The organism is Allorhizobium undicola ORS 992 = ATCC 700741 (genome assembly GCF_000621665.1).
GTDB classification, from domain to species: domain Bacteria; phylum Pseudomonadota; class Alphaproteobacteria; order Rhizobiales; family Rhizobiaceae; genus Allorhizobium; species Allorhizobium undicola.
In genome coordinates, this window is the sequence record NZ_JHXQ01000010.1 from 1 (window position 1) to 23,269 (window position 23,269).

Annotated in this window: 24 protein-coding genes; 15 read left to right on the forward strand and 9 right to left on the reverse strand. The window is 60.7% G+C overall.

Annotated elements, in window-relative coordinates:
• Window positions 1-117: 117 nt before the first annotated feature.
• The 8 genes from T424_RS0111595 to T424_RS0111630 all read right to left on the reverse strand — a co-directional run bounded on the left by T424_RS0111595 (window position 118) and on the right by T424_RS0111630 (window position 9,062).
• Window positions 118-1,074: a Tim44 domain-containing protein gene (locus tag T424_RS0111595; RefSeq protein WP_037067505.1), complete on the reverse strand. Its 957-nt coding sequence runs from the start codon at window positions 1,072-1,074 to the stop codon at window positions 118-120.
• Between the two features lie 95 nt (window positions 1,075-1,169).
• Window positions 1,170-1,313, reverse strand: coding sequence for a hypothetical protein (locus T424_RS22865; protein WP_154664890.1), 144 nt, complete (start codon window positions 1,311-1,313; stop codon window positions 1,170-1,172).
• Window positions 1,310-2,314 carry a cytochrome d ubiquinol oxidase subunit II gene (gene cydB, locus T424_RS0111605; protein ID WP_027487882.1) on the reverse strand — a complete coding sequence of 335 codons (1,005 nt, stop codon included), beginning with the start codon at window positions 2,312-2,314 and terminating at the stop codon, window positions 1,310-1,312. The genes T424_RS22865 and cydB overlap by 4 nt, the downstream gene beginning before the upstream one ends.
• The gene (locus tag T424_RS0111610; RefSeq protein ID WP_027487883.1) at window positions 2,304-3,719 is read right to left on the reverse strand and encodes a cytochrome ubiquinol oxidase subunit I; all 1,416 of its coding nucleotides are present in this window, start codon (window positions 3,717-3,719) and stop codon (window positions 2,304-2,306) included. Before T424_RS0111610 ends, cydB begins: the two co-directional genes overlap by 11 nt.
• A 218-nt stretch (window positions 3,720-3,937) precedes the next feature.
• Window positions 3,938-5,533: a phosphoglycerate dehydrogenase gene (serA, locus tag T424_RS0111615; RefSeq protein WP_027487884.1), complete on the reverse strand. Its 1,596-nt coding sequence runs from the start codon at window positions 5,531-5,533 to the stop codon at window positions 3,938-3,940.
• 81 nt (window positions 5,534-5,614) lie between these two features.
• Window positions 5,615-6,793, reverse strand: coding sequence for a phosphoserine transaminase (locus T424_RS0111620; RefSeq protein WP_027487885.1), 1,179 nt, complete (start codon window positions 6,791-6,793; stop codon window positions 5,615-5,617).
• Between the two features lie 313 nt (window positions 6,794-7,106).
• Window positions 7,107-7,934, reverse strand: a complete 828-nt coding sequence (locus T424_RS0111625) for an outer membrane protein (RefSeq protein ID WP_027487886.1) — start codon at window positions 7,932-7,934, stop codon at window positions 7,107-7,109.
• A gap of 120 nt (window positions 7,935-8,054) precedes the next feature.
• A complete protein-coding gene (locus T424_RS0111630; RefSeq protein ID WP_037067508.1) occupies window positions 8,055-9,062 on the reverse strand; it encodes an LLM class flavin-dependent oxidoreductase in 1,008 nt (335 codons plus the stop codon).
• Window positions 9,063-9,210: 148 nt separating this feature from the next.
• Here T424_RS0111630 and ruvC point away from each other — a divergent pair, with 148 nt between their 5' ends.
• The 7 genes from ruvC (at window position 9,211) to T424_RS20845 (ending at window position 14,824) form a co-directional block, all read left to right on the forward strand.
• Window positions 9,211-9,720: a crossover junction endodeoxyribonuclease RuvC gene (gene ruvC / locus T424_RS0111635; RefSeq protein WP_027487888.1), complete on the forward strand. Its 510-nt coding sequence runs from the start codon at window positions 9,211-9,213 to the stop codon at window positions 9,718-9,720.
• Window positions 9,721-9,724: 4 nt separating this feature from the next.
• On the forward strand, window positions 9,725-10,342 hold the full coding sequence (gene ruvA / locus T424_RS0111640; RefSeq protein WP_027487889.1) for a Holliday junction branch migration protein RuvA: 618 nt from the start codon (window positions 9,725-9,727) through the stop codon (window positions 10,340-10,342).
• A 275-nt stretch (window positions 10,343-10,617) separates the two neighbouring features.
• Window positions 10,618-11,658: a Holliday junction branch migration DNA helicase RuvB gene (gene ruvB, locus T424_RS0111645; protein ID WP_027487890.1), complete on the forward strand. Its 1,041-nt coding sequence runs from the start codon at window positions 10,618-10,620 to the stop codon at window positions 11,656-11,658.
• The gene (locus T424_RS0111650) at window positions 11,659-12,549 is read left to right on the forward strand and encodes a metallophosphoesterase (protein WP_027487891.1); all 891 of its coding nucleotides are present in this window, start codon (window positions 11,659-11,661) and stop codon (window positions 12,547-12,549) included.
• 21 nt (window positions 12,550-12,570) lie between these two features.
• Window positions 12,571-13,080 (forward strand): NUDIX hydrolase, encoded by a 510-nt coding sequence (locus T424_RS0111655; protein ID WP_027487892.1) that lies wholly within the window; start codon window positions 12,571-12,573, stop codon window positions 13,078-13,080.
• Between the two features lie 208 nt (window positions 13,081-13,288).
• Window positions 13,289-13,696: an NUDIX hydrolase gene (locus T424_RS20840; RefSeq protein WP_407921394.1), complete on the forward strand. Its 408-nt coding sequence runs from the start codon at window positions 13,289-13,291 to the stop codon at window positions 13,694-13,696.
• 123 nt (window positions 13,697-13,819) lie between these two features.
• Window positions 13,820-14,824, forward strand: a complete 1,005-nt coding sequence (locus T424_RS20845) for a sterol desaturase family protein (protein ID WP_084268485.1) — start codon at window positions 13,820-13,822, stop codon at window positions 14,822-14,824.
• A gap of 43 nt (window positions 14,825-14,867) precedes the next feature.
• Here T424_RS20845 and T424_RS0111670 read toward each other — a convergent pair whose 3' ends face one another.
• Window positions 14,868-15,263 carry a VOC family protein gene (locus tag T424_RS0111670; protein ID WP_027487893.1) on the reverse strand — a complete coding sequence of 132 codons (396 nt, stop codon included), beginning with the start codon at window positions 15,261-15,263 and terminating at the stop codon, window positions 14,868-14,870.
• Between the two features lie 64 nt (window positions 15,264-15,327).
• On the opposite strand from T424_RS0111670, the gene ybgC reads away from it, so the two are divergent.
• From ybgC to tilS, 8 genes are all read left to right on the forward strand, one after another.
• On the forward strand, window positions 15,328-15,789 hold the full coding sequence (ybgC, locus tag T424_RS0111675; protein ID WP_027487894.1) for a tol-pal system-associated acyl-CoA thioesterase: 462 nt from the start codon (window positions 15,328-15,330) through the stop codon (window positions 15,787-15,789).
• 264 nt (window positions 15,790-16,053) lie between these two features.
• Entirely contained in the window at window positions 16,054-16,773 is a 720-nt protein-coding gene (tolQ, locus tag T424_RS0111680) for a protein TolQ (protein WP_027487895.1), read from the forward strand.
• Window positions 16,774-16,800: 27 nt separating this feature from the next.
• On the forward strand, window positions 16,801-17,265 hold the full coding sequence (gene tolR, locus T424_RS0111685) for a protein TolR (protein WP_027487896.1): 465 nt from the start codon (window positions 16,801-16,803) through the stop codon (window positions 17,263-17,265).
• A gap of 9 nt (window positions 17,266-17,274) precedes the next feature.
• Window positions 17,275-18,441 carry an SPOR domain-containing protein gene (locus tag T424_RS0111690; protein ID WP_027487897.1) on the forward strand — a complete coding sequence of 389 codons (1,167 nt, stop codon included), beginning with the start codon at window positions 17,275-17,277 and terminating at the stop codon, window positions 18,439-18,441.
• A gap of 20 nt (window positions 18,442-18,461) precedes the next feature.
• Window positions 18,462-19,769 (forward strand): Tol-Pal system beta propeller repeat protein TolB, encoded by a 1,308-nt coding sequence (gene tolB / locus T424_RS0111695; protein WP_027487898.1) that lies wholly within the window; start codon window positions 18,462-18,464, stop codon window positions 19,767-19,769.
• A gap of 201 nt (window positions 19,770-19,970) precedes the next feature.
• Complete coding sequence (gene pal / locus T424_RS0111700; RefSeq protein ID WP_027487899.1) at window positions 19,971-20,504, forward strand: peptidoglycan-associated lipoprotein Pal; 534 nt, start codon at window positions 19,971-19,973, stop codon at window positions 20,502-20,504.
• 208 nt (window positions 20,505-20,712) lie between these two features.
• Window positions 20,713-21,699: a tol-pal system protein YbgF gene (gene ybgF, locus T424_RS0111705; RefSeq protein WP_027487900.1), complete on the forward strand. Its 987-nt coding sequence runs from the start codon at window positions 20,713-20,715 to the stop codon at window positions 21,697-21,699.
• Window positions 21,696-23,150 carry a tRNA lysidine(34) synthetase TilS gene (gene tilS, locus T424_RS20850; RefSeq protein ID WP_051558946.1) on the forward strand — a complete coding sequence of 485 codons (1,455 nt, stop codon included), beginning with the start codon at window positions 21,696-21,698 and terminating at the stop codon, window positions 23,148-23,150. The genes ybgF and tilS overlap by 4 nt, the downstream gene beginning before the upstream one ends.
• Window positions 23,151-23,269 lie beyond the last annotated feature (119 nt).

Below are 23,269 nucleotides of genomic sequence, written 5' to 3' on the forward strand. Positions count from 1 at the left end.
CCTTGAGGGGGAGATGCCTGGCAAGGCAGAGGGGGGTAGGCCACGCCACATGCCTCAGCGTCGCGTACTGTGGCGTTTGATAAAACGCACGGCGCTGTAAAACCGACATTGCCGCGATCAGGCCGACTGGATTGCCGAGATGACCCAGCCAGCACCCGGACGGCGGACGAAAGTCCAGACTTCGACACTCTCCTGCGGATGCTCGCTTTCACCCTCCACCAGCGCGCCCGTGGTTCGATTGCGCATCACATCCACCGCCTCGTAGCGCATGGCGACGGTGGCATAGTCCACATTGCCTTCGCGCCAGGCTTCGGCAAGGTCGCCTTGCAGCAGGCGCACGTCCTTAACCTCATTGCGAAGGCCGCGCGTGGCGTGATCGCCCAGTTCCTCCGCCAGATAGGACATGGCCTCCGGTGTGGTGATGCGGCGAAGCGCCGAATAATCCTCGGCACCATAGGCGCGCTGCATTTCCTTCAACAGCTCCTCGAAGGTGTCGAGATCGGCGGGCTTGATGCCCACGCCATCGCTGCCCGCCTTGGCGCGGCTTGCCCCCGCCATGGACCCCATGCCCGGAAAGCCAAAGCCCGCGCCCGGCTGCGGGGGAGCAGCCCCCATGCGGGCCGACGGCCCGGAATAGGCGGAGGCTTCGTGCTTGCGGCCGAAGAAACGCATGGCCAGCATGATCGCGCCGCCAATCAGCAACATCTGGAAGAGAAAGCCCAACATGCCTGCCCCGCCGCCAAAACCGCTGCCGAGCAACATGCCGAACAGACCGCCCATCAGCAGACCGCCCATCAGCGAGCCGCCAAAACCGCCGAACAAGCCGCCGCGTTGCGGCTGGCCATAGGGCTGGCTATAACCCGATTGCGGCGTGTTGGGCGTCATGCTGCGCTGGATGGGGGCAGCCGTCGTCGGTGCGGTGGAGGTGACAGGCGGCGCGGAATAGGTGCGCGTGCCGCGGCTGCCAAAACTACCGGAGCTGCCTGCGCGACGCGCCTCGGCGTAATCGACGGCGGCAAGGCTCACGGCCATGCCCAGCGCTGCAATACTCAATAGTTTCGTCATACGTGACATGATGTCGTTCTTCCTCCGAATGCCCCTGAATAGGCGGCATATGGGGAGAGCGACCGGCCATTTGAAGGGCGCTAGGGCATTTCAGGCCGAAATTCTCAGGCTCCTAACGAGAGTTTGATCGACAGCGCCACCATGCCCACCACGCCAACCCCCGCAAGCCAGAACAGCACGAACCAGCCAAGCCTGACGCCCAGGCCTTTTCGTTCCGTTCCAGTCCGATCTGCCTGTTGCTCGCTCAATGATAGCCCTCCTCCGGATCGATTTTCCCGCGAAAGACCCAATAGGCATAAGCGGTATAGACAAGAATGATCGGCACGAGCACGACGGCCCCTACCAGCAGGAATTTCAGGCTGGCATCGGGCGCCGCCGCCTCCCAGATCGTCAGGGCCGTCGGCACGATATAGGGATAGAAGCTGATGCCGATCCCGACATAGCCCAGAACGAAGAGTGCCAGCGACGCAACGAAGGGCAGCCAGTCACGCGAACCTTGCAGCCCGCGAAACACGCCGTAGAGGCAGGCCAGCACCATAAGCGGCACCAGAACGGTGAAAAGCGCCGTAGGATAGCCGAACCACCGATCCAGATATTGCGGTTTGAGCCATGGCGTCCAAAGGCTGAAAACCGCCATGGAAGCGACGGTGGCAATCGCCAGCGGCAGCGCATAGCGCCGCGCGCGCTCCTGAATGGGACCGAGAGTGCGGAAAACAAGCCAGGTTGCCCCAAGCAGGCCGTAGCCACACACGAGAGCCACGCCGGTTGCCAGTGAAAACGGCGTCAGCCAATCCCACCATCCGCCGGAATAGGCGCGGTTTTCGACGGGAATGCCCTGTACCAACGCCCCCAGTGCAATGCCCTGGCACAAACCCGCCAGGGCGGAACCACCGGCAAAGCCGACATCCCACACCCGCTTCCAGCGTTTTGTGCGCCAGCGGTATTCGAAGGCGACCCCCCGGAAAATCAGCCCGAGCAGCATGAGGATGATGGGCATGTAAAGCGCTGGCAGGATCGTGGCATAGGCCAGGGGAAACACCGCCAGCAAGCCGCCACCGCCCAGAACCAGCCAGGTTTCATTGCCATCCCAGACGGGTGCGACGGAATTCACCATCAGGTCACGCTCATGCTCGTCCTTGAAGAAGGGGAAGAGAATGCCGATGCCGAGATCGAAACCGTCGAGCACCACATAGGCCAGTACGGCAAAGGCGATGATTGCGGCCCAGATGAAGGGATAATCAATGGGCATGGGAACCTCCATGATGTGCCTGCGTGACCGGGCCGGGTGCAATGCCTGCCGTACGAAGGGGTGCCTCGCCCAGTTCCGGCGTGGGATCGCGCGGCAGCCGCGCCATGAGCCTCAGGATGTAGAAGGTGCCAGCGCCGAACACGAAGAAATAGACCAGAATGAACAGCACCAGCGACGTCGCCACGGCAGGTGCGGCCAGCGGCGAATGCGACTGCGCGGTCAGCAAATGCCCATAAACCGTGAAGGGCTGGCGCCCCACTTCCGTGGTGATCCATCCGGCCAGCACCGCCACAAAGCCCGTCGGCCCCATGGCCACCGCCGCGCGGTGCAGCCAGGGGGCGGCCTTCAGCGTCCCGCGATAGCGACACCACAGGCTCCACAATCCAAGGCCCAGCATGGCAAAGCCAAGCCCCACCATGACCCGGAACGACCAGAAGATCACGCCAACCGGCGGCTGCAATTCGCGTGGAATGGTATCGAGCCCTGCCAGCGGCGCATTGAGGTCATGCTTGAGGATGAGGCTGGAAAGCTTGGGAATCTGGATTGCATAATCCATGCGCTGTTCGGCCTGATTGGGAATGCCAAACAGAATGAGCGGTGCACCTTCCGCATGGCTCTGGAAATGCCCTTCCATGCCCATGACCTTTGCAGGCTGGTGTTCCAGCGTATTGAGGCCGTGCATGTCACCGGCAAAAATCTGGATGGGCGCCACCACCGCAACCATGCCCATGGCCATGGAAAACATTCTTCCCGCCCGGCGCGGCGCCGTTCCCCGCAACAGGTGCCAGCCGCCGCAGGCGCCCACCACCAGCGCCGTGGTGAGATAGGCCGCCAGCACCATATGCACCAACCGATAGGGGAAGGACGGATTGAAGATGATCTGCCACCAGTCGAGCGGGATGAACTGGCCCTTGTCGTTGAAACCGAAGCCTGCCGGTGTCTGCATCCATGAATTCACCGCCAGAATCCATGTTGCCGAAATCAACGTTCCGAAGGCCACCATGCAGGTGGCGAAAAAATGCAGGCCCGGCCCGACCCGCTTCAGCCCGAACAGCATGACCCCCAGAAAGCCTGCTTCGAGAAAGAAGGCCGTCAGCACCTCATAGCCCATCAGGGGGCCGATAACCGGGCCTGCCTTATCGGAAAACACCGACCAATTGGTGCCGAACTGGTAGGACATGACGATGCCCGACACCACGCCCATGCCGAAGGCAACCGCGAAAATCGTCTTCCAGAAATTGAACAACTCCAGATAGACGTCATCCTTCTTCCAGAGATAGAGCCCGTTCAAAACGGCAAGATAGCTCGCAAGCCCGATGGAAAAGGCCGGAAAGATGATGTGGAAGGAAACCGTGAAGGCAAACTGGATCCGCGCCAGCAACACCGCGTCGAGCGTGTCGAACATGCTCCTGCCCTTTCCAAATATGTGCAGCGCCCACAGGATGACCTGACGGGCAACGCCTCTTCCCTGACGAAAGAGTGACGCATCTCTTGATCAAAGGCAAACTAGAACGGAAATAAAAAGGTTCAATGCGACATCCCGCCCTGCGACAGTTTGCCAAATGCAAAAAGCCCGCCTGTCCGAAAGGACGGGCGGGCTGCATCAGCAGAGCGCAGGCAGGCTTACTCCACCGCAAACGTCAGGAGCTTGGCCTGCTTGATGGCGGCATTGGCGGTGAGCTTGTCGAGAACGGCCTGCTCTACCGGACCATCGACATAAAGAAGCGCGATGGCGTCGCCGCCTTCCTTTTCGCGACCGAGCTGGAAGTTGGCGATGTTGACCTTGGCGTCACCCAGCGTCGTCCCCATGAAGCCGATCATGCCCGGAACGTCGGTGTTGGTGATGTAGATCATGTGGCTGCCGACATCGGCATCCATGTTGATGCCCTTGATCTGGATGAAGCGCGGCTTGCCATCCGAGAAGACCGTTCCGGCAACGGAGCGCACCTGCTTGTCGGTCTTCACCGTCAGCTTGATGAAGCCGTCGTAAACGCCGGTCTTGTCGCGCTTGACTTCCGAAAGCACGATGCCCTTTTCCTTCACCATGATCGGCGCGGACACCATGTTGACATCGGCAACCTGCGGACGGATCAGGCCAGCCAGCAGCGCAGAGGTCAGCGCGCGGGTGTTCATCCTGGCGGTGTCACCGTCGTAAAGGATTTCGATTTCCTTGATCGGGCTGTCGTTCACCTGACCCACAAAGGCGCCCAGCACATCGGCAAGCTTGATGAAGGGCTTGAGGATCGGCGCTTCTTCCGCCGTGATCGACGGCATGTTGATGGCGTTGGAGACGGCACCCTTCATCAGATAGTCCGACATCTGCTCGGCCACCTGAAGGGCGACATTTTCCTGGGCTTCCGTGGTGGAGGCGCCAAGATGCGGCGTGCAAACCACGTTGGGCAGGCCAAACAGCGGGCTTTCGGTGGCGGGCTCGACTTCGAACACGTCGAAACCGGCGCCTGCGACATGGCCGGACTTGATGGCATCGGCAAGAGCTGCCTCATCCACAAGGCCGCCACGGGCGCAGTTGATGATGCGAACGCCCGGCTTGGTCTTGGCAAGGGCTTGCGCGTTGATGATGCCGCGCGTCTTGTCGGTCATCGGCACATGCAGGGTGATGAAATCGGCCTGGGCCAGCAGCTCGTCCAGTTCCACCTTGGTCACGCCCATTTCCTGGGCGCGTTCGGCCGACAGGAAGGGGTCATAGGCGATGACATGCATTTTCAGGCCAATGGCGCGCGAGCAGACGATGGAGCCGATATTGCCGGCACCGATCACGCCCAGCGTCTTGCCGGTGATTTCAACGCCCATGAACTTGGACTTTTCCCACTTGCCCGCCTGGGTGGAGGTGTCGGCGGCGGGAAGCTGGCGGGCCACGGCAAACATCAGCGCGATAGCGTGTTCAGCAGTGGTGATGGAGTTGCCGAAGGGCGTGTTCATCACGATGATGCCGCGCTTGGAGGCGGCCGGAATATCGACATTGTCCACGCCGATACCGGCGCGGCCGATAACCTTGAGATTGGTGGCGGCGGCAATCAGCTTTTCCGTGGCCTTGGTGGCCGAACGGATGGCCAGACCATCGTAATTGCCGATGATTTCAGCCAGCTTGTCCTTGTCCTTGCCGAGTTTCGGCTGGAAATCCACTTCAACGCCGCGATCGCGGAAAATCTGGACGGCGGTTTCCGACAATTCATCGGATACGAGAACGCGAGGTGCCATGACGAGGCCTCCGATAGAGTTCGTTTGTAACGATCAACACTGAGAAGAAAGGTCCCGCTTCAGCGCGGGACCGGAAAACAATCAGGCCGCAGCCTTGGCAAGGGCTGCCTTCTGCGTCTGGAAGGCCCAGGCCAGCCAGGGCATCAGCGCTTCCATATCGGCCTTTTCAATCGTGGCGCCAGCCCAGATGCGAAGACCGGCAGGCGCATCGCGATAAGCGCCGATGTCATGGGCAACGCCCTGCTTTTCCAAGAGCGAAACCATGCCCTTGGCAAAAGCGGCCTGCGCATCGGCGGGCAGCGCCAGCACGTCCTTGTCGGAGATGGTCAGGCAGACGGAGGTGTTGGAGCGGGTTTCTTCAACCTTGGCCAGATTGGCGATCCAGTCATTGGCGGCCACGAAATCGAAAATCACCTGCGCATTGGCATTGGCGCGACCAATCAGCGCCTTGAGACCGCCAATATCCTTGGCCCACTTCAACGCATCGATATAATCCTCGACGCAGAGCATGGAGGGCGTATTGATGGTTTCGCCGGTGAAAATGCCCTCGATCAGCTTGCCGCCCTTGGTCATGCGGAAAATCTTCGGCAGCGGCCAAGCGGGCGCATAGCTTTCCAGCCGGGCAACGGCACGCGGGCTGAGGATCAGCACGCCATGACCACCCTCGCCGCCGAGAACCTTCTGCCAGGAGAAGGTGACGACATCGAGCTTGGTGAAGTCCATGTCCTGCGCGAAGGCGGCGGAGGTCGCATCGCAAATGGTCAGACCCTTGCGGTCGGCGGGAATGAAATCGGCATTGGGAACGCGCACGCCGGAGGTCGTACCATTCCAGGTGAAGACGACATCGCGGTCGAAGTCCACTTCGGCAAGGTTGGGCAGGTCGCCGTAATCGGCTTCGAACTTGCGCACATCCTTGAGCTTGAGCTGCTTGACAACATCCGTCACCCAGCCAGCGCCGAAGCTTTCCCAGGACAACATGTCCACGCCACGCTCACCGAGCAGCGACCACAGGGCCATTTCCACCGCGCCCGTATCGGAGGCGGGAACGATGCCAACGCGGTAATCGGCGGGAACATTGAGGATTTCACGGGTCAGGTCGATGGCCAGTTTCAGCTTTTCCTTGCCAACCTTGGCGCGGTGCGAACGACCGAGCGGGGCATCGGAAAGCGCTTCGAGCGACCAACCGGGACGCTTCGAGCAGGGGCCAGACGAAAAATGAGTGTTTGCCGGACGAACGGCGGGGGCGAGAATCTCAGCCATATGAGTACCCTTCCAGGTAATTAGCCTCTCGTTGGGGAGAGGTGTCCCGCCGGTGTTGCTATAGAACTTGCCGCTTTTCGTCAAGCGCCTTTTCCCGGCCTGACTGCGACAAAAAGCGCAAGACCGACCGAAAAAGCCGGGGCGCGAACGCAAAAGACCCCGGAAAATTCCGGGGCCCGAGACGAAAAACGCCGATTACAGCGCCGTGCGTTTTATCAAACGCACGGCGCTGTAACACTATAAATCTGCTGCATAATTTTCACCTTAAATCGATTCCGATTTAAGGAATTATGCAGTAAGAGGATGCGCAGACTTACTTGTAAACGATAGGCTGCGGCGGCGGTTCGTAGGCCACGGGCTGCTCGCAGCCGCCAAACTGGTAGCGCGCACCGGCATAGAGCTGGTGGCTGTAGAAACCCTTGTCGCTGCCGGGGCCGCCATTGTCCTTATAGCCGAACATGTCGCCGGACAGTGTATGGCGGAAACGATAGCCGAAATCGCCCTTGAGGTTGCAGGTGACATCCACGGAGGCGCCCACCATGAGCTGATAGGCAAGGCGCCAGCTTCCCTTGCCGTCATGCGTCACGGTGCCGTCGCAGCCGCTGCCGTCATCGGCGCAGGAGGTGTTCTTGAGCTTGTTCCACTTGACGTAGGAACCGCCCACGCCGCCGCCCACGTAAGGCGTGAACGAGGCATAGGTGCCAAGATCCACATAGGCATTCGCCATCAGCGTATAGGCCTGAAGCGAGGAAATATCCGAGGAGGTACAGGCCGTGGAAACGCCGCAGGAGCCCTTGGTCGAGCCGTGGAAATCCGCCTTGCCCAGATAATCGAAGGTCAGATCCGTGCGCAAATGGCTGTTGACCTGATAGCCCACGCCGCCACCCAGACTATAGCTGTCCTTGATGCTGGCCGTGGTGAAATCCACGTCATTGGAATTGGACCCCTGGAAGAAATGCGCCCCCCGGAGCTTGTTGAAGGAATAGGCCGCATCTCCGCGAAGATACCAGCCTGAAACCGTATCGGCCACACGCACTTCCGGCGCATCCACCGGCTGGGGTTCCGGCTGGTAGAGATCGGCCGCGCCAGCAGCTCCCGCCATCGTCAGCCCCAGCATCACACCCGCAATCAACTTCATCATGGAATGGCTCCCACCTTCGGGCGTGCATCGATGCCCATCTTCGGCAGGGATAATGAAGTCTAAAGGTTAAGACCCCATTAAGCTTGAGCATTAACCAAGCTACCGGCGCAAACACCGCCATCACGCCACATTCATCAACCCTTCTCCAAGGCTGGAAAACAGCGCAAGCGACTTGATCCTGGCGCCGATGTCATGGATCGGCATGGAGACGATGACCTCATCCACTCCGGTTTCGGCGAGAAAGGCGCCAAGCCGTGCCCGCGCCGTGGCAGGCGAGCCCACGATGGCATAGCGCAGGCTGTGTTCCACGCCGAATTGTTCCATCTGGCTCCACAATCCCTCCATGCTTGCCACGGGCCGTGGAAAAGGCGCCCGCACATTGCGCCGGAGATTGACGAATTGCTGCTGGGCGGAGGTAAACAGCATCCGCGCCTCGTCGTCGCTGTCGGCCACAGCCGCCATGATCCCCGCGGCCATATAGGGCCGGTCCAAAGCCGCGGAAGGCTGGAAGCGATCGCGATAAATTGAGATCGCCTCGATAAGTTGATCGGGCGCAAAATGCGAGGCGAAGGCATAAGGCAGACCAAGGGCTGCTGCCAGATGCGCGCTGTAGAGGCTGGAGCCAAGCAGCCAGACGGCAACGTCGCTTCCCGCACCGGGCACGGCCATGATCGCGCCCTCCTGCTGCTCAGGGCCGAGAAAATACTGCAATTCCTGAATATCCTGCGGAAAGCTTTCTGCGCCCGCCTCCAGATTGCGCCGCAGGGCGCGGGCCGTGCGCATATCCGTTCCCGGCGCGCGCCCAAGGCCCAGATCGACACGGCCTGGAAACAGCGCCGCCAGCGTTCCAAACTGCTCGGCAATCACCATCGGCGCGTGATTGGGCAGCATGATGCCGCCGGAGCCGATGCGGATTGTTCTGGTCGCCGCGCCCACATGCGCAATGACGATGGAGGTCGCGGCACTGGCAACGCCCGGCATTCCGTGATGCTCCGCAAGCCAGAAACGGCGATAGCCATGCGCCTCGGCCGCCATGGCCATGCGGCGGGAATTTTCCAGCGCATCGGCCACGGATTGTCCCTCGCCCACCGGCGAAAGGTCGAGAACGGAAAAGGGAATGGAGGCCATGGGTATAACTTTCTTTGCAGCAAATATGGCCTCTATTTAAGAAGCCCGGCCGCGATTGCCAAAAGTCTTTCAGGAAAACAGGGGAAATGTTTTTGTTTTGTTCACATTTTGCTGGCAGTTCAGGGGAATGAGACGGTAAGGATTGGGCATGACACAGACGATTCGAATCATTGGCATCGATCCGGGCCTGCGCCGTACCGGTTGGGGCGTGATCGAAACTCTGGGCAACAGCCTGCGGTTCATCGGTTCCGGCACTGTCACCTCGGATGGCGAGATGGATCTTGCCTCCAGGCTTTGCCAGTTGCATGACGGGCTGGCGGCGGTGATCCATGATTACCAGCCCGACGAGGCAGCGGTCGAGCAGACCTTCGTCAACAAGGATGCCGTGGCCACGCTGAAGCTTGGACAGGCCCGCGGCGTTGCCATGCTGGCCCCGGCGCGCGCCGGGCTGCCGGTGGCGGAATATGCGCCGAATGCGGTGAAGAAATCGGTGATCGGCGTTGGTCACGGGGAAAAGCAGCAGATTCACATGATGCTGAAAATCCTGATGCCAAAGGCCGAATTCAAGGGCAACGACGCCGCAGATGCGCTGGCAATCGCCATTTGTCACGCGCATAATCGCGGCGGCGAGCGGCTCAGAAAAATCATGGCGGGTTGAGACTATGATCGGCAAGCTCAAGGGTACCATAGACGAGATCGGCGAAGACCACGTTCTGGTCGATGTGCATGGCGTCTGCTACGAGGTGTTCTGCGCCTCGCGCACGCTTTCGCGCATCGGCACTGCGGGGGAAGCGGTGGTGTTGTTCATCGAAACCTATGTGCGGGAAGACCAGCTCAAGCTGTTCGGCTTCATGAGCAGGCTGGAACGGGAATGGTTCCTGCTGCTGCAAAGTGTGCAGGGCGTGGGCGCCAAGGTGGCGCTGGCGCTTTTATCCACGCTTGCGCCATCGGATCTGGCCAATGCCATAGCCTTGCAGGACAAGGCGGCGATTTCGCGCGCGCCGGGCGTTGGCCCGAAAGTGGCGCTGCGCATCGTCACCGAACTCAAAAACAAGGCTCCCGCCTTTGCCGGAGAAGCCGCCGCCGGTATTGGCCTCAAGCAGGACATCGGCGAAGGTCTTGCCTCAGCCCCGGTGGCCGATGCGGTTTCGGCGCTCACCAATCTCGGCTATTCTCGCGAGCAGGCCGCCAATGCGGTGGCGGCTGCGCTGAAAAATGCAGGCGAGGATGCCGATAGCGCAAGGCTGATCCGTCTGGGCCTGAAGGAATTGTCGCGCTGAACCGGCCCGCTATCCTCGGCTTGCGACCGGATTTTGGCCCGAAAGAGCGTTTGAAACACCGCGCCGGAAAATGAAAGACTGCGATAAGGGTTTCGGCGCCGGGCCGCAGGCGCCGTCCGGGCGCCAGTGTCTTTACAGCGCCGTGCGTTTTATCAAACGCACAAAGGACGCTGTAACACTTTAAATCTGCTGCATAATTTTCACCTTAAACCGATTCCGATTTAAGGAATTATGCAGTAGGCTCTGGCTGCTGCACCCGCACAGGAAAGTTTGGCATGATGAACCACAACCCCGTTCTCACCCCCGAAAAGCGCGGCGAGGATCTCGATGCGGCGCTGCGCCCGCAAACGCTTGAGGATTTTACCGGCCAGGCAGAGGCCCGCGCCAATCTGAAGATCTTCATCGAAGCGGCGAAAAACCGGGGCGAGGCGCTGGATCACGTGCTGTTCGTCGGCCCGCCGGGACTGGGCAAGACGACGCTGGCGCAAATCATGGCCAAGGAACTGGGCGTCAATTTCCGCTCCACCTCCGGCCCCGTCATCGCCAAGGCGGGCGATCTTGCAGCCCTTCTCACCAATCTCGAAGAGCGCGACGTGCTGTTCATCGATGAAATCCATAGGCTCAATCCGGCGGTGGAGGAAATTCTCTATCCGGCCATGGAGGATTTCCAGCTCGACCTCATCATCGGCGAAGGTCCGGCGGCACGCTCGGTGAAGATCGATCTGTCCAAATTCACGCTGGTTGCCGCCACCACGCGCCTTGGTCTTTTGACCACGCCGCTGCGCGACCGTTTCGGCATTCCGGTCAGGCTCAATTTCTACACCGTCGATGAGCTGGAGCTGATCGTGCGGCGCGGCGCTCGCCTTCTCGGCCTGCCAATGACCGATGAGGGCGCGCGTGAAGTGGCCCGGCGCGCCCGTGGTACGCCGCGCATCGCCGGACGGCTGTTGCGCCGCGTGCGCGATTTTGCCGAAGTGGCCCGCGCCGAAGCCGTGACGAAGGAAATCGCCGATGAGGCGCTGACACGGCTGCATGTGGACAATATGGGCCTCGACCAGCTCGACAATCGCTATCTTTCGATGATTGCGGTCAATTTCGGCGGCGGGCCGGTTGGCATCGAAACCATTGCCGCAGGCCTTTCGGAGCCCCGCGACGCCATCGAGGATATTATCGAGCCTTACATGATCCAGCAGGGCTTCATCCAGCGCACGCCGCGTGGACGGGTGCTGACCGCCAATGCCTGGAAACATCTGGGCATGGTGCCGCCCAAGGACCTTGAGGCGGCGCAATTTCGCCTGACGCTCGAGGATGAATGAGTGATCAGCCGCCGCGCCTTTTTCAAGATTCTGGCGGGATCGGCCGTCGGGCTCCTCACGCTTGCCGGCTATGCCGGGGGCGTGGAGCCGCTGCTGCGCCTCAACACCACCCATTATAGCCTTTCACCGCGCAATTGGCGGCGCGGGCAAAAGCTGCGCATCGTGGCGCTTGCCGATTTTCACGCCTGCGAACCCTGGATGCCCGCCGCGCGCATTGCCGAAATCTGCGACCATGCCAACACGCTGGGCGGCGACATCATTCTGCTGCTGGGCGATTACATGTCCGGCATGAAGCTGGTGACGGGAAGCGTCGCACCGAAGGACTGGGCCGCAAGCCTTGCGCGGCTCAAGGCGCCGCTCGGCGTTCACGCCGTCTGCGGCAATCACGACTGGTGGCAGGATACGGAGGCCCAGATGCAGCGCCTGCCGGAAACCGTGGCGCACCGGGCGCTACGCGATGCGGGAATCGAAGTCTATTCCAACCGCGCCGCCCGGATCGGCCCTGCGGATGCCCCCTTCTGGATCGCCGGTCTTGAGGATCAATGGGCCTATCTCACCGGCTATCGCCGCATGAGGGGCCTCGACAACCTGCCCGCGACCCTTGCCGCGATCACAGACGATGCGCCCGTTATTCTGCTTGCCCATGAACCGGACATCTTTCCAAGCGTACCGGAGCGCGTGGCGCTCACGCTTTCGGGCCACACCCATGGCGGGCAGGTCAACCTGTTCGGCTGGACGCCGGTGGTGCCGTCCCGCTTCGGCTCGCGCTATGTCTATGGCGTGAAGGAAGAGGATGGCCGTCATCTTGTCGTCTCCGGTGGCCTCGGCTGCTCGATTGCGCCGATCCGCTTCGGTTCCCCGCCGGAAATCGTGGTGATCGATCTTGCCTGAAGCGGAAGGAAAATCCACTCGATGACCAGGGATATGCGCATCCGCATCAAACAACCGGGCCGCATCTGGCAGATGCGTGTGGCGGGGCTTGCCTTTCGCAACGGCCACGTTCTGGTTCACCGCGCCGCCCATGAACGCTTCTGGACCTTTCCCGGCGGACGGGCCGAAATCGGCGAGACCACAGCCGAAACGCTGAAGCGGGAAATGATGGAAGAACTCGGCGTTGAAGCGCGCATCGACCGATTGCTGTGGAGCGTCGAGAATTTCTTTCATTACGAGGGCAAGCACTGGCAGGAATACGGGCTCTATTATCTCATGCATCTGCCCGAAACACTGCCTTTTCACGAAAGCGACATCGTCCATCGCATTCAAGATGGCAAGAATGCGCTGGAGTTCCGCTGGGCGCGTGCCACACGGGCGGCGCTTGCCGCACTGCCTATCCCGCCGCTCTTCATTGCCGATGACATCGAGACCCTTCCCGAAACCCCGCGCCATCTCGTCTGGGACGATGGCGATCTGGACGCCTTATGATAACGGACCGCCACATGATCCGGCTTGATCGCAAGCCGCAGCTCTTTTCCTTTCGCGTTGCCGCGCTGATCTTTCAGAACGGCCATTTTCTACTGCATAATTCCTTAAATCGGGATCGATTTAAGGTGAAAATTATGCAGCAGATTTAAAGTGTTACAGCGTCCTTTGTGCGTTTGATAAAACGCACGGCGCTGTAGTGCAGCGCGCCGTGAAAGACGATTTCTGGGCGCTACCCGGCGGGCGGGCGGAAATCGGCGAAACCTCGCAGGAAACCATCCTGCGGGAAATGCACGAGGAACTGGGCTGTGACATGCAGGTGGACCGGCTGTTGCTGACCATGGAAAATTTCTTTTCCTATGAGGGCTATCAGGCGCATGAGCTGGGTTTTTATTATCTCCTTCACAGCCTCGCCCCGCTGCCCTTTCATGAAAGCGAGATCGTGCATCGCGTGCAGGATGGACCGACGGAGGTTGAATTTCGCTGGGTGCCAGCCCTTGCCGAAAGCTTCGAACGCCATGACATTCACCCACGCCCTCTGGCGGCATTCGTGGAAAGCCCGCCGCAAGCGAGCCGCCATATCATTAATCGCGAGGGCGCTTCCCCAAAAACATCCTGAACGTGCAGCCCGTGCCCGACAAAAACCATTGCTGTTTCTTTCAGCCGTAAGGCACGGGCGGGATTGCGAAGCTCATCGCTTTCTGCAAAAGCGTTCCTATGGATCGATGACCGGACAACGGAAATGGCTCACATTCACTTTCTGGCACGCCGCCTCGCATGGCCCGGCTTTCTGCTGCTTGGCCTCAGCGGCAGCGCGCTGGCCTTTCAAAGCGCCTCACCCATTATCAATTTCGTTCTGGTCTATCTCGGCACTTTCGCGCTGATTGCGCTGGCCGAGCGGTTGCTGCCCTTCGAGCAATCGTGGCTGGAAAGCGATGGCGAGACCCTGAACGACATTGGCCATACGCTCCTGACCAAAGGCGTGGTGGAAGTTCTGTCCGGGCTGGGCGTGGTTTTTCCGATGCTGGCGGCCAAGGTATTCGCGGCCTCGCAGTTTCTCAGGATCGGCGGCTGGCCTGTGCATGTGCCGCTGCCGCTACAGGTGGTGCTGGCGCTCATCATCGCCGAATTCGGGCTCTATTGGGCGCACAGGCTGGCGCATGAACATCTGAACCTCTGGCGCTTCCATGCCCTTCACCATTCCGTGGAGCGGCTCTGGGTGGTCAATACCGGACGCTTCCATGTGGTCGATTCGGTTTTCAAGATCACGCTCAGCCAGGTGCCGCTCTATCTTCTCGGTGCGCCAGTGGAGGTTTTTCTCTGGGTGGGCGCCGTCACGGCCTTTATCGGCATCCTCACCCATTGCAATCTGGATGTGGTGACGGGACCGCTGGATTATGTTTTCTCCACGCCGCGCCTGCATCGCTGGCACCATTCCCTGAATCTGCGGGAAGGCAACAGCAATTACGGCGAAAATCTCGTGCTGTTCGACCAGCTCTTCGGCACCTATTTCAACCCGGACCGCCAGCCGGGCACCCATATCGGCATTACCGGCCGGATCGCGAAGGGTTTTTTCGCGCAACTGGCCCAGCCTTTCAGCCAGAAGGGCCGCAAGCAAATTCTCGGCGCCAAGCCCAAGGCCTATTACGAGGCGCAGATTGCCGCCGAGCTGGAAAAGGAACGTCTGGAGCATTTTCAGGAAAAGCGGAGGCCGGTTTTCCGTCTGAAAATGCCACGAACAAAATAGTTACAGCGCCGTGCGTTTTATCAAACGCACGGCGCTGTAACGCTCACCGGAACCGTCCATGACGCTGCAAGACCTCGATCTTGTAGCCATCCGGATCGGTAATGAAGAAAAAACGCGCCAGCAGCGCGCCCTCGCGGTGGAAATCCACGATCTTGCCCGGTTCAAGCCCAAGCGCGCTCAGCCGGGCGTGTTCTTTGTCGAGATCGGCCACCGAAACCGCGAAATGGCCGTAACCATCGCCCGGCGCATAAGGCTCCTGCCGGCCCTTGTTGATCGTCAGCTCAAGCTCGAAATCGCTCTCGCCATTGCTGAGATAGACCAGCGTGAAGGTCTCGAAATCAAGCCTCTCGGCAACAGCGAGATCAAAGGCCTTGCCATAGAAGTCTACCGCGCGGGCCTCGTCGATCACCCGGATCATGCTGTGAATTGCTTTTGCCAAAATCTCGCCCTTTCAGTACAGCAACCGTGATTTTCAACTCCGATAACAGATTCGATCCGCCATCATGACTGAACATTTCTCCATCAGCGGCCATTTGATTGACAATTGCCACCAGCTCAAGCAGCGCGTCTATTACGAGGACACGGATTTTTCCGGCCTTGTCTACCACGCCCGCTACCTGCATTTTCTCGAGCGCGGCCGTACCGATTACCTGCGTTGCCTGGGCTGCCAGCAAAGCGAACTGATCGGCATCGACGATGAAGGTCTCGTCTTCGTGGTCCATCGCATGGAAATCGACTTCAAGAGCCCGGCCCGCATGGACGATATTCTCACCATCGAAACCATGACCGAAAAGGCCGGCGGCGCCAAGATGGTGCTGCGTCAGACCATTGAAAATAGCGAGCGCCGCCTCATTGAGGCGCGTGTGACGATTGCCGTCGTCAATCGCCTTGGACGGCCGCGCCGCCTGCCCGAGGGTCTCGCCATGAAATTCCTGGGCCCTGACGCGGCGGCACATTCATCGTGATGCTAACCAATCATTAACGATAATGTAGTCTTAATCCGAGCATTGCAGATTGTGCGCTGCACGCCTTCCTTTGACCAAAATTTGCGGCAAAAAGGCAGGCTGGGTGCATGGGGTAGCGCTTGCGGTTCGTTCAAGTCCGCCTGGCACATTCTGCAAAGACAGTTTTCCGCTCACCTTCTCATCGCGTGGATGAAGATGGCAGGCGGCGGTTGAGATCGCCCGGGCGTTCAGCGCCGGGCGTTTGGTATTGGGATCGATAGAGCGATGGAACAACTAGGAGCAGTAGCTGCCACCCATGATGTGAGCCTTTGGGCTTTGTTCATGCAGGCCGGCCTCATCGTCAAGCTGGTCATGATCGGCCTGTTGGGCGCATCCGTATGGACCTGGGCGATCGTCATCGACAAGGCCATCAGCTTCAACAAGGCCCGACGCCAGTTCGATCAGTTCGAGCAGGTCTTCTGGTCCGGCCAGTCGCTGGAAGAACTGTACCGCACGCTTGCCGAGCGCAACAATTCCGGGCTCTCGGCCATTTTCGTCGCCGCCATGCGCGAATGGAAAAAGAGCTTCGAGCGCGGCGCACGTTCCCCCATCGGCCTGCAAATGCGCATCGACCGCGCCATGGACGTGACGCTTGCGCGTGAATCGGAAGCCTTCGGCTCCCGTCTCGGTTCGCTTGCCACCATCGGCTCGGCTGGCCCCTTCATCGGCCTTTTCGGTACGGTTGTCGGTATCATGACCTCGTTTCAGGCGATTGCCGGCTCCAAATCCACCAATCTTGCCGTCGTCGCCCCCGGTATTGCCGAGGCGCTTCTTGCAACGGCCATCGGCCTTGTCGCGGCTATTCCCGCCGTTATCGCCTATAACCGCTTCTCCGGCGAGGCGGGCAAGCTTTCCTCGCGCATGGAAGGCTTTGCCGACGAATTTTCCGCCATTCTCTCGCGCCAGATCGACGAGAAACTCCAGCCCCGCCAGGCCGCTGAATAAGGCCGCGTAGACAGGAAGGATCGTTCAATGGGTATGTCGGCAGGAGGAACAGGCGGTGGTGGCGGCGGACGTCGCGGCGGACGCCGTGGCGGTGGCGCAAAGCGGGCACCCGTCAGCGAAATCAACGTGACGCCGCTGGTGGACGTCATGCTCGTGCTGTTGATCATCTTCATGGTCGCCGCACCGATGATGACCGTGGGCGTGCCGATCGACCTGCCGGAAACACGCGCCAGCGCCATGAATTCCGAAACGCAGCCCATTACCATTTCGGTCAATCCGCAGGGCGCCGTCTATCTTCAGGAGCAGCCCATCGCGCTTGAGGAGGTGGTTCCCAAGCTCCAGGCAATCGCCACGACCGGCTATAATGAACGCATCTATGTGCGCGGCGATACCGCCGCAGCCTATGGCACCGTCATGAAGGTCATGGCGCAGATTTCGGCGGCCGGATACAAGAATATCGGCCTCGTCACGCTGCAAGAACAGGACAAGTGATCGTTCGCGATGAAAGGCAGTCTTGTCACATCCGCAATCCTGCACGTGACCGCGCTTGCCATGGCGCTGGTGACAATCAGTGCGCCTGAGCCCATGCAGGTCTCCGATGTGGAGGCGCTGCCGGTAGACCTCGTTCCGATTTCCGAAATCACCCAGATCCAGCAGGGCGACAAGAAGGCCCCCAAGCGCGAGAAATCCGCACCCACCCCGACCAAGAAGCCAGCAACGACACCGAACGCGGAAAACATGGGCGAAAACGACGTCGATCTGAAGACGCCGCCAACGCCTTCGAAAAAGCCGCCGACGCAGGACGTGGCCGCCGCGCCGGAAAAGGTGGACCAGGTTCAGCCGAACAAGGACACTGAAACCAATAACGTCAAGGACATTGCCAAGGAAGAGACCGCGCTTGCGCCTTCCAGGGATGCGGTACCCGTGCCGAAAAATGTTCCGACCCCCACGCCCGAGCCAAAGCCCGAACCCAAGCCCGAGCCGCCGAAGCCGGAAGCAAAGCCCGAGCCCAAGCCTGCCGACAAGCCGCAGGAAGTGGCAAAGGCCGAGGATATTCCCCTGCCCTCCGCCGTGCCGCTGCCCGCCTCCAAGCCGAAGCCGGAGCCGCCGACACCGGCCGAAACCAAGACCCCGACACCAAAGCCTGCCGAGCCCAAGCCGCAGACCGAGGCCGCGAAGGCCCCCGACGTGAAGAAGGCAGACAAGAACCAGCAGGCCGCCAAGTCCAAAACATCGCAGAACAGCGACTTCAACGCCGATGAAATCGCAGCCCTTCTCAACAAGACGGATGCAGCAGGCGGCGGGGCGAAACGTTCGACCGAACAGGCCGCCCTTGGCGGCAAGAAGACCACCGGCGGCTCCACGCTCAGCCAGAGCGAGGTGGATGCGCTGCGCGGCCAGATCCAGAACAACTGGTCGGTGCTTGCCGGGATCGCCGACGGCAAGGATGTGCGTGTGACCGCGCATTTCAAGCTGGACCAATCGGGCAATCTGGTGGGTGAACCTGAGGTGACGGCCGTTGGCGGCAGTCCCTCCGCCCAGCAGGTGCTGATTGCAGGCGCACGGCGCGCCATCATGAAATCTGCCCCGTTCAAGAACCTTCCCGCCGATAAATACGACGCCTGGTCCGAGGTTGTCGTCAACTTCGACCCAAGCGAATTCATGTAAAAGCTGAAAGGCTTGCCTTAATGAAAATATTCTCACTCCTCCGTTCCCTGCTCGTCATCGCCGGCTGTGCCGGCGCCTTTGCGACACCGGCCATGGCGGTTGTCGAGATCAACATCAACAAGGGCAATGTCGAGCCGATGCCCATCGCCATTCCCGATTTCCAGTCGGCCAATGGCATTGGTGCGCAGATCTCCGCCGTGGTCGAGGCCGATCTCAAGCGGTCTGGCCTGTTTGCCCCGGTCAATCATGCGGCCTTTATCGAAAAGCAGGTCAATCCGGATGCTGCACCCAACATGCAGAACTGGACGGTGCTGAATGCCCAGGCTTTGGTGGTGGGCCGCATTACCCAGCAGGGCGACGGGCGGTTGCGTGCCGAGTTCCGCCTGTGGGATACCTATGCGGGCCAGCAGATGATGGGCCAGCAATTCTATACCCAGCCGGAAAACTGGCGCCGCGTGGCCCATATCATCGCCGATGCCATCTACCAGCGCATCACCGGCGAAAAGGGCTATTTCGATACCCGCGTGGTCTTCGTTTCCGAAAGCGGCACCAAGACCGACCGCAAGCGCCAGCTTGCCATCATGGACCAGGACGGCGCCAATGTGAGCATGTTGACGACGGGTCGTGATCTGGTTTTGACGCCGCGCTTCTCACCGAACCGGCAGGAAGTGACCTACATGTCCTTCGAAGGCGACCAGCCGCGCGTCTATCTGCTGCATCTGGACAGCGGACAGCGCGAAGTGGTGGGCAATTTCCCCGGCATGACCTTTGCCCCGCGCTTTTCGCCCGATGGCCAGCGCGTCATCATGAGCCTTCAGCAGGAAGGCAATGCCAATATCTACACGATGGACCTGCGCTCGCGCACCACGACGCGGCTGACCAGCACGGCGGCAATCGACACCTCGCCCTCCTACGCGCCGGATGGTCGCCGGATCGTTTTCGAAAGTGACCGTGGCGGCAAGCAGCAGCTCTACGTGATGAACAGCGACGGTTCGGGCCAGACCCGCATCTCCTTCGGCGACGGCTCCTACTCCACGCCGGTCTGGTCGCCGCGCGGCGATCTCATCGCCTTCACCAAGCAGTCGGGCGGCAAATTCTCCATCGGCGTGATGAAGCCGGACGGTTCGGGCGAGCGCATCCTCACCAGCGGCTTCCACAATGAAGGTCCGACCTGGGCGCCGAATGGCCGCGTGCTGATGTTCTTCCGTCAGGCCGCAGGTTCGGGCGGGCCGCAGCTCTACTCCATCGACCTGACCGGCTATAACGAGCAGCCGATCAAGACGCCGACCTTCGCATCCGACCCCGCCTGGTCGCCGCTTCTGGAGTAATCCACAAGGCATTGGAGGGGGCGAAAGGGCCATGCGCTTTCGCCCCCTTCTTTTCTCTCGGCGCAAAAACGCCGGTTTGCATGGCGTCCACTGGCGGGATATGCCAGAATTCACTGAAAATTAACCATAGCCGTTGGTTTCTGGTTAACCAGAATTGGTTACTGTCCGGCAACCCTAATTGACAATCCAAGGAGATCGGCCATGAGCCGCAACGTGACCCTGGCAATGAGCCCCATGAAGAAGCTTGCTTCCAACCCTGCGATGATCGCGCTGACCATGGCGCTGGCGCTGGCTGGCTGCGCCTCCAAGAAGAACATGCCCAACAGCGCCGGTGAACTCGGCCTGGGCGGCGCAGGTGCTGCAACGCCCGGCTCCAAGCAGGACTTCACGGTCAATGTCGGCGACCGCATCTTCTTCGACACCGACTCCACCTCCATCCGCGCCGACGCCCAGCAGACGCTGGACCGTCAGGCCCAGTGGTTGCAGCGTTATTCGCAATATCCGATCACCGTCGAAGGTCACGCCGACGAGCGCGGCACGCGCGAATACAACCTTGCGCTCGGCGCCCGCCGTGCTGCCGCCACCAAGGACTATCTGGTGTCGCGCGGTATTCCGGCAAGCCGCATCAAGACCATTTCCTATGGCAAGGAACGCCCCGTCGCCACTTGCGACGATATTTCCTGCTGGTCGCAGAACCGCCGCGCCGTTACGGTTCTTGGCGGTCCGGGCATGTGATAAGGGTCACGGCCTGCGGGCGGTGTGAGCCACCGCCCGCAGGCCGCCCCCTTGCGATCGGAAGGGATGGGATCAGGAAGAACGCCTGACCATCCCTTTTTTGTTCATAGTTTGGCCGAAGTCGGGTTGTTTATTGGAGTTATTCCATGAAAAGTGCATCCCGGTCGATGTCCGGCATATGGAAACAGCAAAACAGGAACGAGAACAGATGAAGAGACTTGTCTTGGCCGGGATCGTAGGCGCCGCCACCATCCTCCAGCCTATGTCAAGCAGCTATGCCTTCTCCTTTTTCGGTCACTCTTCCCGCCCGCAGCCGCAGGCAAGCAACCTGCCGGTTCAGCAGGTCCAGTCCAATGACACCTACCGTATCCAGCAGTTGGAAGAGCAGAACCGCCAGCTGAACGGCCTTGTCGAGGACATGCGCTATCAGCTTCTGCAAATGCAGGAACAGATGCGCAAGACGCAGGAAGACAATGAATTCCGATTCCAGGAGCTGGAAAAAAAAAGAAGTGACGCAGGCGGCTCCACGGAGCCGGCTGTAGCGAGCCGCCAGCCCGCCGCCCCTGCCCCGCAGGGCGGCGACGGGGTTGGCCAGATCATTGCCAACTCCGGAAGCGCAAATTCCGCGTCCAGCACCCAAGGCCAGAGCGGCGCGCCCGGCGCAACCACGCTCGGCTCCATCGAGATGGACAATAGCGGAAATCCCGTGGGCGCCACCGTCAACGGCGCAGCAGGCGCCAATGCCAGCGGCAAGAGCCCGGCATCACCCGCAACTGCAACCGGAACACCCGCCAGAACGACCGCTTCCGGTGGTGAAAACGATCTTTATCAGCTTGCCTATACGCATGTTCTCTCCGGCGATTACAAGGCGGCCGAGGGCGAGTTCAAAGACTTCCTTTCCCGTTATCCGCAAAGCAGCCGCGCCGCGGATGCAAGCTTCTGGCTGGGCGAAGCGCAATATTCGCAGTCCCGCTATAAGGAAGCCGCCGAAACCTTCCTGAAATCCTATCAGGCCTATGGCAAGACCCCCAAGGCACCTGAAATGCTGCTGAAGCTCGGCATGTCGCTTGCAGCGCTCGATAACAAGGATACCGCCTGCGCCACGCTGCGCGAGGTCAACAAGCGCTACCCCACCGCCTCCAAGGCCGTGCAGACCAAGGTGGCCAGCGAGCAGAAGCGGCTTGCCTGCGGATGAGCGCTCCGCGCGCCACCGGGCCTGAGCCAGCTTTCCCGCCCATCCCCCAGCCAGACCGAAGCGATGCGCTCGCAGCCCTTGGCGGGTTTCTTGAGCGGGTCCCCGCAGGCTCGCGCCTGCTTCTTGCCGTTTCGGGGGGCAGCGATTCCCTCGGGCTGCTGCTAGGGCTTGTCCATCTGCTGCGTCAGCCACGTTTTGGCGACAAATCCATCAGCCTTGCCACCGCCACCATCGATCACGGTTTGCGGCCGGAGGCTGCCGAAGAAGCGGCCTTCGTGGGCAGGATTGCGGCCAGCCATGGCATTGCCCATTTCATCCGGCGCTGGGAGGGCGACAAGCCGCAAAGCGGCCTTTCCGCCGCAGCGCGCGAGGCGCGGTACGATCTTCTGGCTGACCTTGCCGCAGAATGCGGCGCCGATGCCATTCTCACCGGCCACACCGCGAACGACCAGGCGGAAACCATCGCCATGCGCGCCAAGCGGCTGAAGGACAGCTTGGACGTGGATGCGACCGGCCTCTCCGGCATGGCCGCCAGCCTGCTTTTTGATAGCCGCGTGTGGATCTATCGTCCGCTTCTCGCCGTGACGCGCGGCGCGATCCGCAGCCTTCTTGAACACCGGGGCCAGAATTGGGTGGAGGATCCAAGCAACAGCAATCCGGCCTATGAACGCGCCCGCCTGCGGCTGGCCGGGGCCGATCATCTCCCTCTCCCCCTTCCGGAACCGGGCCTTGGCGCGGGGCGAAGCAATGTGATGCAAGAGGCCGCCCGGCTTTGCACCGCCTTTTTCGATATGCCCTGGCCATTTCTGGGCAACGTGGCGATTGCCGCTTTTCACGACCAGCCTTCTGCCCTGCGCGCCCTGCTATCGCCACTCCTGGCCTGTTTCGGCGGGCAGGCCTACGGCCCCGGCGCGGCAGGGCTGAATGCTATTCTAACCCTTGCGGGCAAGCCGCCCGGCCAGCGCCTGACTGTTGGCGGCTGCCTCCTGCACCGGCATTCAGGCGGCATTTTTATCGTCAGGGAAAGGCGCAACCTGCCGCAGCTCAGCCTTCTGCCCGGCGAAAGGGGCCTCTGGGACGGGCGTTTCGTCGTACAGAATGAAGACAGGTTTGCCGTAACCATTGGTGCTGGCCTATTTGACGGCAATGGGAAAGCCGGTTTTCCATCCGCGACCATCCGCCAAAAGGAGCCGGAAGGGTTTTCAACTATGCCGGGGCTACGCGCCCCATCGACATCGGTCCTCCCGGAAATTTCCGGGGAAATTACGCCCCGCCTGCCCCGCTCCCTTGTGAAACTTGCGGCCGATACCTTGCCCGCCTGCGGCAAAAACCAGGTTTTCTGGCCGGTTCTCGCGCCTTATCGCCGTTTTCTGCCGGGTTTCGATCTGCCGCTTGCCAGCGCACTTGCCCGCAAATTCGGGCTCGCCCCCTTCCCGGCTGCACCTTTTTAAGTCTTGTTGACCGAAATACACGTGGCAGGAGGCCTTTGCCTTGGCAAGCCGCCCGAAGAAACCTATGTTATAGTCCGACCATAAGGCGGCACTTCCCGCCCCGCATCATTCCTGGGGAG

Bases quoted from the DNA above. Each gene is read 5' to 3' on its own strand.
- T424_RS0111595 (WP_037067505.1), bottom strand. From the start codon at position 1,074: ATGTCACGTATGACGAAACTATTGAGTATTGCAGCGCTGGGCATGGCC.
- cydB (WP_027487882.1), bottom strand. From the start codon at position 2,314: ATGCCCATTGATTATCCCTTCATCTGGGCCGCAATCATCGCCTTTGCC.
- T424_RS0111610 (WP_027487883.1), bottom strand. From the start codon at position 3,719: ATGTTCGACACGCTCGACGCGGTGTTGCTGGCGCGGATCCAGTTTGCC.
- serA (WP_027487884.1), bottom strand. From the start codon at position 5,533: ATGGCACCTCGCGTTCTCGTATCCGATGAATTGTCGGAAACCGCCGTC.
- T424_RS0111620 (WP_027487885.1), bottom strand. From the start codon at position 6,793: ATGGCTGAGATTCTCGCCCCCGCCGTTCGTCCGGCAAACACTCATTTT.
- T424_RS0111625 (WP_027487886.1), bottom strand. From the start codon at position 7,934: ATGATGAAGTTGATTGCGGGTGTGATGCTGGGGCTGACGATGGCGGGA.
- T424_RS0111630 (WP_037067508.1), bottom strand. From the start codon at position 9,062: ATGGCCTCCATTCCCTTTTCCGTTCTCGACCTTTCGCCGGTGGGCGAG.
- ruvC (WP_027487888.1), top strand. From the start codon at position 9,211: ATGACACAGACGATTCGAATCATTGGCATCGATCCGGGCCTGCGCCGT.
- ruvA (WP_027487889.1), top strand. From the start codon at position 9,725: ATGATCGGCAAGCTCAAGGGTACCATAGACGAGATCGGCGAAGACCAC.
- ruvB (WP_027487890.1), top strand. From the start codon at position 10,618: ATGATGAACCACAACCCCGTTCTCACCCCCGAAAAGCGCGGCGAGGAT.
- T424_RS0111655 (WP_027487892.1), top strand. From the start codon at position 12,571: ATGACCAGGGATATGCGCATCCGCATCAAACAACCGGGCCGCATCTGG.
- T424_RS20845 (WP_084268485.1), top strand. From the start codon at position 13,820: ATGGCTCACATTCACTTTCTGGCACGCCGCCTCGCATGGCCCGGCTTT.
- ybgC (WP_027487894.1), top strand. From the start codon at position 15,328: ATGACTGAACATTTCTCCATCAGCGGCCATTTGATTGACAATTGCCAC.
- tolQ (WP_027487895.1), top strand. From the start codon at position 16,054: ATGGAACAACTAGGAGCAGTAGCTGCCACCCATGATGTGAGCCTTTGG.
- tolR (WP_027487896.1), top strand. From the start codon at position 16,801: ATGGGTATGTCGGCAGGAGGAACAGGCGGTGGTGGCGGCGGACGTCGC.
- T424_RS0111690 (WP_027487897.1), top strand. From the start codon at position 17,275: ATGAAAGGCAGTCTTGTCACATCCGCAATCCTGCACGTGACCGCGCTT.
- tolB (WP_027487898.1), top strand. From the start codon at position 18,462: ATGAAAATATTCTCACTCCTCCGTTCCCTGCTCGTCATCGCCGGCTGT.
- pal (WP_027487899.1), top strand. From the start codon at position 19,971: ATGAGCCGCAACGTGACCCTGGCAATGAGCCCCATGAAGAAGCTTGCT.
- ybgF (WP_027487900.1), top strand. From the start codon at position 20,713: ATGAAGAGACTTGTCTTGGCCGGGATCGTAGGCGCCGCCACCATCCTC.
- tilS (WP_051558946.1), top strand. From the start codon at position 21,696: ATGAGCGCTCCGCGCGCCACCGGGCCTGAGCCAGCTTTCCCGCCCATC.